The sequence below is a fragment of the Peteryoungia desertarenae genome (genome assembly GCF_005860795.2).
Classification (GTDB): domain Bacteria; phylum Pseudomonadota; class Alphaproteobacteria; order Rhizobiales; family Rhizobiaceae; genus Allorhizobium; species Allorhizobium desertarenae.
Window position 1 is genome coordinate 653,230 of the sequence record NZ_CP058350.1, and the last position, 13,316, is coordinate 666,545.

Below are 13,316 nucleotides of genomic sequence, written 5' to 3' on the forward strand. Positions count from 1 at the left end.
GAAGCAATTCGGACATAAGCCGCATGACTGACACTGACAGGCGTCGCCGCATCACCCTCTTAGGTTCGACGGGATCGATCGGCGTCAACACGCTGGATGTCGTCCAACAGCTGGGTGGTCGCGAACGCTTCGAGATCATGGCCCTGACGGGAAATGGCAACATAGCGCTTCTGGCCGAACAGGCACGCGCATTCGGCGCGAAGCTTGCCGTGACAGCAGATGAACAACACTATCAGACACTGAAGGATGAACTGTCTGGTACGGGGATCGCCGTGGCAGCCGGCGCGTCAGGCCTCGATGAGGCCGCGAGCCTTGATGCCGGCTGGGTGATGGCGGCAATCGTTGGAACCGCAGGACTTGCCCCGACACTGACGGCTGCAGCCCGAGGCGCCGATATAGCGCTCGCCAACAAGGAATGCCTCGTGTCCGCAGGTTCGCTCTTCGTCGAAGCTGTCCGGAAGGGCGGAGGGCGGCTGATCCCCGTCGACAGCGAACATTCGGCGATCTTCCAATGTCTCGAGGAGCCGCAACGGCATGCCCTTGAGCGCATCATTCTGACTGCCTCCGGAGGACCGTTCAGAACCCATACACGCGAGCAGATGGAAAATGTGACGCTCGCCACCGCGCGCGCGCATCCCAACTGGTCAATGGGTTTGAAGATCTCTGTTGGCAGCGCATCTATGTTCAACAAGGCCCTGGAGATGATCGAGGCCAGGCACCTGTTCAACGTCCGACCGGATCAGATCGAGGTTGTGGTACATCCTCAGTCGATCATCCATTCCATGGTCGGCTACGCCGATGGTTCGGTAATGGCCCAGCTGGGCGTCCCCGATATGCGCACGGCAATCGGCTATGCACTGACATACCCAAAACGCCCTGCCCTGAATGTCGACCGGCTCGATTTTGCAAAGCTATCAAGACTGGATTTCGAAGCACCGGACGAAACCCGTTTTCCCGCATTGCGACTTGCCCGAACCGCATTGGAACGCGGCGGATTGCAGGGCGCAATTCTGAATGCAGCGGAGGAAACGGCGTTCGGCGCCTTTGTCGAGGAGAAGATCCGCTTCCTCGATATGGCAGACGTGGTGGAACAGGTGATGGACGACATGGTGCAGTGTCCGCCTGGAAGCAGCATAGATGACGTTTTTGCCGCTGACGCAGAAGCGCGCGGTCGCGCGAAAGGCGTCATTGCCACCTATGCAAAGGCCGCCCAGTAGGAGGCCTGCATTCAATCAACACAGCAGATTTGCGGCTTGTTCAGGCCACCGCACGCGCAAGCGCGCAACGCGACCAGAGCTGATGCAGCGAACCGACGAGATGTTCGAGATCGGCGTCCGAATGCAAGGGCGTTGGCGTAATGCGCAGGCGTTCGGTCTTTTTCGGGACCGTCGGGTAGTTGATCGGCTGCACATAGATGGAACAGTTGTCGAGCAGCAGGTCGGAGATCCACTTGCACTTGGCGGCGTCGCCGACCATGACCGGCACGATATGGCTCGGGTTCGGCATATGCGGGATGCCGGCGGCGTCCAGCATGGAGCGCAGGCGACGCACACGTTCCTGATGGGCAAAGCGCTCGATCTGGCTGGTCTTCAGATGACGGATCGAAGCCAAGGCTCCAGCGGCCAGAGCCGGCGGCAGAGCCGTCGTGAAGATGAAGCCCGAGGCAAAGGAGCGGACGAAGTCGCAAAGGGCAGCAGAAGCGGCGATATAGCCACCCATCACGCCGAATGCCTTGCCAAGTGTGCCTTCGATAATCGTCAGGCGATCCATCAGGCCTTCGCGCTCGGCAATACCGCCACCATGGGCTCCATACATGCCGACGGCATGAACTTCGTCGAGATAAGTCATCGCGCCATATTTGTCGGCGAGATCACAGATCTCCTTGATCGGCGCGATATCGCCATCCATCGAATAGACGGATTCGAACGCGATCATCTTCGGCGCCTTCGGATCGGCAGCAGCCAGCTTGGCCTCAAGGTCCTTCAGATCGTTATGCTTCCAGATGACACGCTCGGCCTTGGAATGGCGAATGCCTTCGATCATCGATGCATGGTTCAGGGCGTCTGAAAAGATGATCAGGCCGGGGATCTTCGCACCGAGCGTGCCAAGCGTCGCCCAGTTGGAAATGTAACCTGAGGTGAAGATCAGCGCCGATTCCTTGCCATGCAGATCGGCAAGCTCGCGCTCCAGCAGAACATGATAATGATTGGTGCCGGAAATGTTGCGGGTGCCACCGGCACCGGCGCCACAGTCATCGATCGCCTGTTTCATGGCGTTGACGACAAGTTCGTTCTGACCCATTCCAAGATAGTCGTTCGAACACCAGACCGTCACGTCCTGAGTGCCGTTTTCCGTATAGCGGGTTGCTCGGGGAAAATTGCCACGCTGGCGTTCCAGATCGGCAAAGACACGGTAACGTCCTTCTTCGTGAAGTCCGTCCAATTCGCTCTTGAAAAACGCCTCGAAATCCATGCCCAAGCTCCAGTCTTTGACTTTCTTTTGAAAGCCAACGGCATCAGGGTCAACCCCCGTTTTGTAAATTCATTCTAAACTGCGACAAATGGCGCGCAAATCAGAATTCTCGCAATCAATTGCTAATGAATTATGGTCCCTGCCAACTTGATCTGCGTCAATTACGATAAAAAAGGACGACCGAAGCCGTCCTTTGTTTTCTGGTGCACGACGAAAGCTCAGCTGGCCTGGACTGCGCGCTTTGCCATCACCTTTATGAGATTGGCGCGATACTCTGCCGTGCAGTGCATGTCGGCCATCAGCGATGCAGTTTCAATCTCGACACCATCAACCGACTGCGGCGACCAGTTGGACGCAAGCGCCGCTTCCAGACCGCCATGGCGGAAAACGCCTTCCGAACCGGCACCCGTCACCGCAACTCGAACTTCGCCACCCGATTGGGCCACGAAGACGCCGGTCATCGCATAGCGGGAAGCAGGGTTGGGGAACTTCGCATAACCAGCCTTCTCAGGCGCCGTGAAGGTGACACCTGTGATGATCTCACCAGGCTCCAGTGCTGTCTCGAACAGGCCAACGAAGAAGTCGTCGGCTGCAATGCTGCGGTGATCGGTGACGATAGTCGCTCCCAGCCCCAGCATGGCGGCGGGATAATCTGCAGCCGGATCATCATTGGCCACCGAACCGCCGATCGTACCCATGTGCCGCACATGGGGATCCCCGATCAGCGAAGCGAGATGGCAAAGTGCCGGACAGACCGCCCGAAGCGCGGCAGACGAAGCAACGTCGGCATGGGTGACACCGGCACCGATGGTCACGTTTCGACCATCCACGCTGATCCCCTTGAGTTCCGGCAGGTGCCGCAGGTCGATCAGATCGGACGGCTGGGCAAGCCGCTGCTTGAGGGCGGCGATCAGGGTCTGACCACCGGCGATGAACTGCCCGTCATCTGCTTCTTTCAGCAGGCTGACCGCCTCTGACAAGGAGGACGCACGCTGATAACTCGTTGAATAAAGCTGCATGATCTTCCTCCCTCATTCAGCGGCCTGCCGCGTCTGAACGGCCTGCAAGGCAGTCCAGACGGCAAGCGGGGTTGCGGGCATGTTCAGGTGATTATTGCCGATCGCATCGGTGATGGCATTCATCAGAGCTGGTGGTGAACCGATGGCCCCGGCCTCACCGCATCCCTTGATCCCGAGTGGATTGCCCGGACACGGCGTGTTCTGATGCGACACCTGGAAGGACGGCAGATCATCGGCACGCGGCATGGCGTAATCCATGTAGCTTGCCGTCAGTAGCTGGCCGGTCGCCGAATCATAACGAACCCCTTCGAGAAGGGCCTGTCCGATGCCTTGGGCAATGCCTCCATGCACCTGTCCCTCGACAATCATCGGGTTGATGATGTTACCGAAGTCGTCTGCCGCGACGAACTGGATGATCTCGGTCTTGCCCGTTTCGGGATCAACCTCGACCTCGGCGATGTAGCAGCCCGCCGGGAAGGTAAAGTTGGAGGGATCATAGAAGGCCCCCTCCTTGAGGCCGGGCTCCATGCCGGATGGCAGGTTGTGCGCCGTATAGGCAGCCAGCGCCACTTGGAACCATGGAACCGCCTTGTCGGTTCCGGCAACCTTCAGTTCCCCGTTTTCAATGACGACGTCGCTCTCGTCAGCTTCCATCAGATGCGCTGCGATCTTCTTCGCCTTGGCCTCGACCTTGTCGAGCGCCTTGACAATAGCGGACATGCCGACCGCACCGGAGCGGGAACCATAGGTGCCCATGCCCATCTGGACCTTGTCAGTATCACCATGGACGATCGAGACATTGTCCAATGGCACACCGAGCCGCTCGGCAACAAGTTGGGCAAATGTGGTTTCATGGCCCTGGCCATGGCTGTGCGAACCGGTGAGCACCTCGACGGTGCCAACGGCATTCACCCGAACCTCAGCCGATTCCCATAGGCCAACACCGGCACCCAGCGAACCAACCGCCGCCGACGGCGCGATGCCGCAGGCTTCGATGTAGCAGCTCATGCCGATGCCGCGCAGCTTGCCACGTTTGGCGGCTTCTGCCTTGCGGGCTGGGAAGCCGTTCCAGTCTGACGCTTCCATTGCCGCAGAGAGCGATGCCTCATAGTCACCAGCGTCGTAGCACATGATGACCGGCGTCTGGTATGGGAAGCTGCGGATGAAGTTCTGCCGACGCAGCTCAGCGGGCGAGACGCCCAGTTCACGGGCCGCCGTTTCGACGGTCCGCTCCAGCAGATAGGTCGCTTCCGGTCGCCCTGCCCCGCGATAGGCATCGACCGGGACGGTATTTGTATAGACGGTGCGGACATTGCAGTGGATCGCGGGGATGGCGTACTGACCCGACAGAAGTGTCGCGTAGAGATAGGTCGGCACCGACGACGAGAAGAGCGACATATAGGCCCCGAGATTGGCGACCGTGTCGACCTTCAGGCCAATGATGTTGTTGTCCTTGTCAAAGGCCATCTTCACCTTGGACACGTGATCGCGTCCATGGGCATCGGTAAGGAAGGCTTCGGTGCGGTCCGACGTCCACTTGACCGGCACGCCGGTTTTCTTGGAAGCCCAGAGACACACCACCTCTTCGGGATAGATATAGATTTTGGAACCGAAACCGCCGCCGACGTCGGGCGCGATGACGCGGAGCTTGTGCTCCGGCGCGACATTATAGAAGGCGCTCATCACAAGGCGCGCCACATGCGGATTCTGGGACGTTGTGTAGCAGGTGAAGTGATCCTCTGCCGTGTCATAAACCCCCAGGGTCGCCCGCGGCTCCATGGGATTGGGCGAAAGCCGGTTATTGAGGATCTCGATCTCGGTCACATGGGCCGCCTGGGCAATAGCCGCATCTGCGGCAGCGCTGTCACCGATTTCCCAGTCAAAGATCAGGTTGCCGGGGGCCTCGGGATGAAGCTCCGGTGCGCCAGACTGCAGAGCCGCGACTGCGTCGGTAACGACAGGCAATTCCTCATAATCCACGACGACCGCTTCGGCTGCATCACGCGCCTCGCCGACACTGTCCGCAATCACGATTGCAACGGCATCGCCCACATAACGAACCTTTTCATGCGCCAGTGGTCGCCAGGCACCCATTTTCATCGGACTGCCGTCTTTGGAATGGATCATCCAGCCGCAGATCAGATTGCCGATACCGTCTGCCAGAAGCTGCTTGCCGTCGAGAACGTCAATCACGCCCGGCATGGCCTTGGCCGCAGAAACGTCGATCGATTTGATCTTTGCATGAGCATAGGGCGAGCGTACAAAGCTCGCAAACTTCATACCCGGAACGACCATGTCATCCGTATACCGGCCCTTGCCGGTCAAGAACCGCTTGTCTTCCTTGCGCGTCACGCGCGCGCCAATTCCTTCCACACCCATCTTCTTCTCCTCCAGAAAAACAGGATTCCGGTCAGTGACATCGGGCAGCAGCCGTACAATGAACCCTCAGGCTCATGATGAGCCCGGTTCCTACGAGCCCTGCCAAGCGCCTTATTCGGCGGCCTGACGGCCCGCATGCATTTCTTCATTGGCTGCCAGCACGGCCTTGACGATGTTGTGGTAGCCGGTGCAGCGACAGATATTGCCTTCCAGTTCATGCCGCACCGTGGCTTCATCGAGGGAGCCATTGTGACGACAGATCATGTCGAGCGCCGTCATCACCATGCCCGGCGTGCAGAAGCCGCATTGCAGACCATGATGTTCCTTGAAGGCAGCCTGGACGGGGTGAAGCTCGCCATTGTTTGAAATGCCTTCGATGGTGGTGATCGAAGAGCCGGACGCCTGAACGGCAAGGATCGAACAGCTTTTGATCGATTTCCCGTCCATGTGAACGACGCAGGTGCCGCACTGGGTCGTATCACAGCCCACATGCGTTCCTGTCAGTCCCAGATTTTCCCGAATGAAATGTACGAGCAGCGTGCGGTCTTCGCACTCACCGCTCACTGAGCGGCCGTTCACCGTCAGCGTCACCTTCGTCATGTTGTTCCTCCTCGTGTCCTCCCTGACACTGGGCTTATCGTGTGTGTTTTCCGTGTGGCGATCAACAACTTTGCGATGGCGAAACGAAAAATTCCATTCCGCAGCGCAGCAATGGGAGCCTTGTAAATCCTGCGTTCATCTTCGAACGCTCATGGAAGGAAGCCACTTCCAGATGGGGCGCTCAAGGCCATAGACATTCATGATGATGAAGCTATGGTTCAAAGGCGCACCGCCAAAGCCAGAATGCCCGGGGTGGGGTGGCGCGAGAGAATCGATCCGGCCCGACCGGAACCATGAACTAGGAGAGAAATCGATGAAAAAGGCTCTTGTGCTCTTGCTGGTTGGCTTGTCGGCAGCCAGCTGCACCCAGACGGAACGTGGCGCGGCCATCGGTGCGGGTGCTGGTGCGATTATCGGTGGCGCGGTGACCGGCAACGTCCGTGGCGCGGCTGTCGGCGCAGCCATCGGCGGCGTGTCTGGCGCTGTCATCGGCAATGTCAGCCAGCAGCCCGGCCAGTGCTACTATCGTGACCGCTATGGTCGCCGCTACATTGATAGCTGCCCGCGCGGCTACTGATCTTGAACAGGCGGGTGCGCGCGGCGCGCCTGCCTGTTTTCTCCGGAAAAACCGAATTTTCTATATTCTTTTTCGCTGTTTTTCGCTTAAGTTGCACATGGGCGGGGGAAGCCCAAACAGTCGCGAAAGCGAAATTGCGTATGCCGAGTAAGAGTTTGTCGTCGCCAGACGGTACGTCGTTTCGACGTATTGGTACAACAGCGTTTGCTGTGTGCCTTGCTTTCCTGAATCCTGTCACGACCAAACCGGCTTCCGCGCTAGAACTCTTTGGCATAGAGCTTTTTGGCAGCGACGAGCCGGAGCTCGAAGTCGTGGATCCGGTCAGCTTTAACGTAAGCATCGACGTAACAGGGGCTTCGGAAGAGATTGCTGAGAAGCTCGAACAGGCATCCTTGCTGATCCAGGAAGAAGATGAACCCGTCTCCGGCGACCTCGGTCTTGTGATCAAGGCTCGCGATGATCGAGACCGACTTATTGCAACACTTTACGAGAACGCCCGTTACGGCGGCATCGTCACCGTATTGATCGCCGGCCGCGATATCGACAGCCTCCCACCGAGCCCGACCTTTGACCGCAGCGAACCGATCCCCGTGTCGATCAATGTCGCGCCTGGACCCCTATTCACACTTGGAGATATCAGTCTCGAGGGCGATGCCGCCAGCCTCGACGCCTCCGAATATGGGCTGACGACCGGGGGAGAAGCTGGATCGCTGACGATCATCAACGCGACCGATCGCATGGTGAACGCCGTCAAGCAACAGGGGCGCCCCCTGACCACCCTGGCCAGCCGCGACGTCGTTGCCGATCACGCAACCACGACAGTGGATGTGACGATCGCGATCGAGGGCGGACCAGTGGCACCCATCGGCAATGTGACAGTCAAGGGCGCACGTTCCGTTGAGCCGGCTTTCATCGAGCGCTATTCGCGTCTGCGCGAGGGAGAGGAATATTCGCCGCAACAATTGCGCAAAGCCGCAGAACGCCTGCGGGCTCTGGGCGTTTTCTCATCGGTCTCGATCGAGGAAGCCGAAGAACTCGGGCCGGAGGGCGGGCTTCCGATCGGGATCGTCGTGTCGGAAGGCAAACACCGCTACTTCGGTGTCGGCGCAAATTATTCCTCGATCGACGGTCTCGGGCTGGAAGGCTATTGGGGCCACCGCAACCTCTTCGGCGAGGCTGAGTCCCTGCGGCTGGAAGGCTCCATATCAGGTCTCGGCGAAGTCAGCGATGTGACCGATGTCTCGGACCTGAATTACAGTCTTGGCGCAACCTTCATCAAGCCCGGCGCCTTCTTCCCCTCAGCGACCTTCGAGGCAAGGCTCGCGGGAGAGACGCTCAACACGGACCACTACGAAGCAGACTCCTTCCTCGGATCTGCAAGCCTTTCCTACGAGATCAATGATACCGATACGGTGACGGGCGGGCTTTCCCTGACCTATGACATGATCAAGGATGCCTTTGGCGAAAACGACTACCTGACCCTCGGCGTTCCGCTCACCTATACCCGCGACAGCCGAGACAATCGCCTGAACCCGACCGAGGGCTATCGCGCCAGCATTTCGACGACACCCAGCTATGATGTCTTCGGCAGCACCTTCTTTACGTCCGTGGAGGGGTCCATCTCTGGCTATCTCGGTCTTGGCGAAGAGGATCGGCTCGTCCTTGCAGCAAGGCTGGACGCAGGCTCACTCTTTGGCGGCAGCGACCTGTCCGCAATTCCCGCCACGCGGCGGTTCTTTGCCGGCGGCGGCGGCTCCGTGCGCGGCTATTCGTTCCAGGAGATTTCGCCCTACAACGCTGCCGGCAAGGCAACGGGCGGACGCTCCTATGTCACCGGATCGGTCGAGGCCCGCATCAGCGTGACGGAAACCATCGGCATCGTGCCATTCTTCGACTTCGGCACCGTTTCAGCAGACGTGACACCAGACTTTTCGGATCTGCGTATGGGAGCCGGCGTGGGCCTGCGCTATATGACACCGTTCGGGCCCCTTCGTCTCGATGTCGCTGTTCCGCTTCAACGATATGAGGGTGGCAGCACTTACGGAATTTATGCTGGGATCGGTCAGAGCTTCTGATCCGATTGCGCGATGACGAGCAAGGCCTCATGACACTGATGAAGTCCGCATTTTTCTGGATTGGTCGCATCATTGCTGCCGCGTTCGCGGTTGTGATGACACTTCTGATCGTGGGGCTTCTGCTTGGTGGCTTCACCCGTTTCGGAGCCGAGTTTGCAGCAGAGCAGATCGCTGGACTGATCTCTTCGGAAAACCAGCAGATCAGGATCGAGGGTCCGAGCCCGCTGCTCCGCCGAGAGCTGACGATCGACCGGATCACGGTTGCAGACAAAGAAGGCGTCTATGCGCAGGTCGACGATCTCTCGCTTCAATGGTCCCCGCTGGACCTCTTGTCCGGTCGCTTCACGGCGGACCGAATTTTTGCCGAAACAGTGAGCCTATTGCGTCCACCAGAGCCGAGTGACACACAGCAAGCCGACGATGGAGCGCCCTTCTCGCTACCGATCGAGATCGACGTCGAGGAGCTCAATCTGCCAAGGGTCGAGGTCGGAGAGGCGATTGCAGGTCGGCAGGCAAATTTCGGTGTAACGGGCAGTGCCCAGGCAATTGGCAGCGAGCTTCAGGCTTCGCTCGACATGCAGCAACTGAGTGGTGGGGAGGCAAGGCTCAGAGGCGATGTCGCCTATGCGCCTGATGACAACCGGTTGCGTCTCGATGTCGATTTTTCAGAGCCGCAGGGCGGACTTCTGGCGTCCATGCTGCAATTGCCTGGTGACCCGGCGCTCAGTCTGGACATTCAAGGAGACGGTCCCATCAGCGATTGGCGCGGCATGATCGGCGCCGAACTGGACGGACAGCCCACCGCCAATCTGATGGTCGAACATGAGCTTCTCGACAACCAGCAACGGCGCATCACTATCGACGGACAGGGGCAGTTTGCCGAACTCTTGCCGCCGCAACTGCGCGAGCCCTTTGCCGGCGAAACAGAAATTGACGTTTCGACGGTGCTTGATCCCTCCGGCGCCATCACCATTGAACGGGGTAATCTTCGCTCGGCCAGTCTCGCTGTGGAAGCGTCCGGTCGCTATGACGCCACCGGAGAAAATACGTTATCCGCTATCTTCAGAGCAACCGGTGAGCCTGTGTCCATTCAATGGACGGTTGGTGAAACCCCGCTCTCCTTTGCCCTGGAAGACCTGTCACTTGAACTTAGTGGCATGGCTTCAAACGCCTCCCTGACTGCTGCTCTTTCCCTTGCGCAACTCCAAATCCCGGATACTCAGCTATCAGACATTGAAATTGCCTTGTCGAGTAACGGGTTCGACATTGCTGATCGCAGTGGTCCGCTGACGATCAAAGCCTCGGCGGCGCAAGTCCGCTCGACAGACCCGACATTGTCTCAGTATCTCGAAGCACCGGTAGAGATCGCAGCCGACATCATGCTGAAGGCCGACAGTGTCGAGGTCCTCTCACTCTCCCTCGACAGCGGTCGCATTGATGGGCAAGCGTCCGGGGTTTACGACCTCGCACAAAACAGTCTCTCAGCCGACTTTGCAACAACAGTCAGTCCCACTCTTCTGCCTGAGCAATTGGCATCCCGTCTGGAAAATGAGGTGTCCATACGTGGCCACATTGACTACCGTCCGCCGCGAGACATCGCGATCAGTGACCTGACGATCTTGACCGACAAGGGGTCCATCTCCGGCGAGGCGAGCCTTGACGCAAACAATGAGGTAAACGTCAATCTCGAGGGTGAACTCAACGATCTGTCGCTGCTCTCCGAAAACATCAGCGGACGAGCCAATCTGAGTATTTCGGCAAGCGGCCCACTAGATGAACTTGAGGGCGAGGCAACAGTCACTGTGCCGGAAGGCCAAGCCGCCGGATATGACATCGAGGATCTGACCGTCACAGCACAAGGTACGGCGGACCCGGTAAACCCCAGAGGCGACATCACACTTTCAGGGCGCCTTGGAGGCCAACCGATCGAGGGCTCGGCGGAACTGACTACGGAGGATGGACAGACACGCATCCCGCAGATCAGGCTGAGCAATGGTGAAAACACCGTCGAAGGGTCGCTCACACTCAACGACAATTTCCGCCCCTCCGGCACGATCAATTTCGATCTGCCGGACATTGGTCCCTTGGCAGCCCTCGCGGGCCAGGAAATCTCTGGGGATCTTAGCGGGGAGGTTCGCCTGTCTTCGACCGGCGAAAACACGAGCGCCGATATCCGAGCCGAAGGCGATCAACTGTCGCGTGACGGACTGTCGATATCCAAACCAAGGCTTGATATCTCTGCCTCAAACCTTGCCGAACTGTCTGCTGAGGGTAGTCTGACGGCGGAGGAAATCCGGTCTGGCGAAACCCGTATCCAGGATCCGACCATCTCGCTTGAACAACTGGCGGGCAACACCGCGATCGATGCCGAGGGACTGCTGGACGGCGTCCCTATCCAGCTTAATACAAACCTTCGCCAGGGCGATAATGGCCTTGAGATCGACATCGATCCTTTCTCGACCACCATCCGCGGCATCCCGATCCAGCTGAACGAACCGCTGAACCTTACAGTATCCGATGGCACGGCGACGATCCCCCCAACCACGCTGTCAGTTGGAACGGGGGAAGTGACCGTAAGCGGGACGGCGGGTCAAAGCCTCGACCTCAACTTGCAGCTCAATTCTGTTCCTGCGAGCCTCGCGTCTGCCTTTGCACCGGACATCGCACCGTCCGGGACGATTTCAGGTAGCGCCGAGGTCACCGGGACACCTGCTGCACCAAATGTGACCTATGATTTGACATGGTCCGAGGCTCAGGTGGCCCAAACGCGCAGCGCCAATCTGCCTCCGCTAACCGTTACCGCAGAAGGAAGCTTCCAGAACAATCAGCTGACGATTGAGACCAATGTCAGTGGCAGCGGCTTGTCGTTGTCCGGCGGTGGCTCAATCTCCCTTGCCAACCAGAGACTCGATCTGCAGTTTGATGGCGTTATCCCGTTTCAGTTGCTGACCAGCATCCTGGCGCCGCAGGGCCTCTCCCTTGAAGGCCAGGCAGCCGTTGATCTTTCCGTGACCGGCACCACTATGAACCCGCAGATCCGTGGTCAGATTACGACAAGCGAAAGCCGGCTCGTGGATGTGCGCCGCAACCTGGCCCTGGAGGGGCTGAACGGCAGCGTCAACTTCACGGGAACAACAGCCGAGATCTCCAACCTGACAGGTCGCCTTGCAACGGGCGGCACTGTCAGCGTCAACGGTACAATCAATCTGACAGGTGCTGGTCTCCCTGCTGACATCGCAATTGTTTTGGACAATGCGGTCTATGTCGACGGAACCACGGTGACCAGCAGGGTTAACGGGAATCTGACGCTCACAGGGCCGCTGCTTGCCGGGCCTTTGCTGGCAGGCACGGTGAACCTTGATGAGACTTCCATCACAATTCCCGAACGCCTGCCGTCGAGCCTTGCGGAGATCGACATAAGACATCGCAATGCGCCTCAGGCTGTGCGAAACCAGACGACAGAGGTTCGCCCGGCGGATGGCACGCAATCCAACTCTCCGGTTCGGCTTGACGTCAGGGTATCGTCGCCGTCTCAGATCTTTGTCCGGGGTCGCGGCATCGATGCCGAACTGGGCGGCGCATTGACGCTCACAGGAACAGTATCCTCTCCGATCGCAGTGGGAGCATTCGAGCTGAGACGGGGACGCCTTCAGATCCTGACGAAACGGCTTCAGTTTACCAGAGGCACGATCACCTTCGCCGGCTCGCTCGTTCCAAGGCTCGACATGGAGGCGACGACGACCTCAAACAGCACGACGATCACGATTACCATTTCCGGCCTGGCGAATGATCCCGCGATTGCCTTCTCATCGTCTCCAGCCTTGCCACAGGATGAAATTCTCGCAGAGCTGATCTTCGGCCAGTCCCTGTCTCGTCTCTCACCCCTGCAGATCGCCCAATTGGCAGACGCCGCAGCGCAGCTGGCAGGCGGCACGTCTTCCTCGCTTTTTCAGGCGCTAAGGTCGACGCTTGGCGTCGACGACCTCGACATCTCGACGGACGAAACCGGACAAACGACATTCAGCGCCGGAAAATACCTGAATGATCGAACCTATCTGGAGCTCCAACAAAGCGGCAACGGCGACAGCAAGGCGATCATCAATCTCGACATCGGTCGCGGGTTGAAGCTGAAGGGCGAAGCGGGCGGTCGCGGGGCCGGAGCAGGTATCTATTACGAGAAGGAATACTGATCGG

Annotated in this window: 8 protein-coding genes; 4 read left to right on the forward strand and 4 right to left on the reverse strand. The window is 58.8% G+C overall.

Going from position 1 to position 13,316, the window contains the following annotated elements:
* Positions 1-23: 23 nt before the first annotated feature.
* Positions 24-1,217, forward strand: coding sequence for a 1-deoxy-D-xylulose-5-phosphate reductoisomerase (gene dxr, locus FE840_RS03120; protein ID WP_138287281.1), 1,194 nt, complete (start codon positions 24-26; stop codon positions 1,215-1,217).
* A 40-nt stretch (positions 1,218-1,257) separates the two neighbouring features.
* Here dxr and hemA read toward each other — a convergent pair whose 3' ends face one another.
* The 4 genes from hemA to FE840_RS03140 form a co-directional block, all read right to left on the reverse strand.
* Entirely contained in the window at positions 1,258-2,472 is a 1,215-nt protein-coding gene (hemA, locus tag FE840_RS03125) for a 5-aminolevulinate synthase (protein ID WP_138287279.1), read from the reverse strand.
* Between the two features lie 218 nt (positions 2,473-2,690).
* Positions 2,691-3,491, reverse strand: a complete 801-nt coding sequence (locus tag FE840_RS03130) for an FAD binding domain-containing protein (protein ID WP_138287278.1) — start codon at positions 3,489-3,491, stop codon at positions 2,691-2,693.
* A 12-nt stretch (positions 3,492-3,503) separates the two neighbouring features.
* The gene (locus FE840_RS03135; RefSeq protein ID WP_138287276.1) at positions 3,504-5,870 is read right to left on the reverse strand and encodes a xanthine dehydrogenase family protein molybdopterin-binding subunit; all 2,367 of its coding nucleotides are present in this window, start codon (positions 5,868-5,870) and stop codon (positions 3,504-3,506) included.
* 111 nt (positions 5,871-5,981) lie between these two features.
* Entirely contained in the window at positions 5,982-6,470 is a 489-nt protein-coding gene (locus tag FE840_RS03140; RefSeq protein WP_138287274.1) for a (2Fe-2S)-binding protein, read from the reverse strand.
* 313 nt (positions 6,471-6,783) lie between these two features.
* On the opposite strand from FE840_RS03140, the gene FE840_RS03145 reads away from it, so the two are divergent.
* From FE840_RS03145 to FE840_RS03155, 3 genes are all read left to right on the forward strand, one after another.
* Positions 6,784-7,047 carry a YMGG-like glycine zipper-containing protein gene (locus FE840_RS03145; protein WP_138287272.1) on the forward strand — a complete coding sequence of 88 codons (264 nt, stop codon included), beginning with the start codon at positions 6,784-6,786 and terminating at the stop codon, positions 7,045-7,047.
* 140 nt (positions 7,048-7,187) lie between these two features.
* Complete coding sequence (locus FE840_RS03150) at positions 7,188-9,122, forward strand: autotransporter assembly complex protein TamA (RefSeq protein ID WP_138287270.1); 1,935 nt, start codon at positions 7,188-7,190, stop codon at positions 9,120-9,122.
* A gap of 29 nt (positions 9,123-9,151) precedes the next feature.
* Positions 9,152-13,312: a translocation/assembly module TamB domain-containing protein gene (locus FE840_RS03155; RefSeq protein WP_138287268.1), complete on the forward strand. Its 4,161-nt coding sequence runs from the start codon at positions 9,152-9,154 to the stop codon at positions 13,310-13,312.
* The last annotated feature ends 4 nt before the right edge of the window (positions 13,313-13,316 follow it).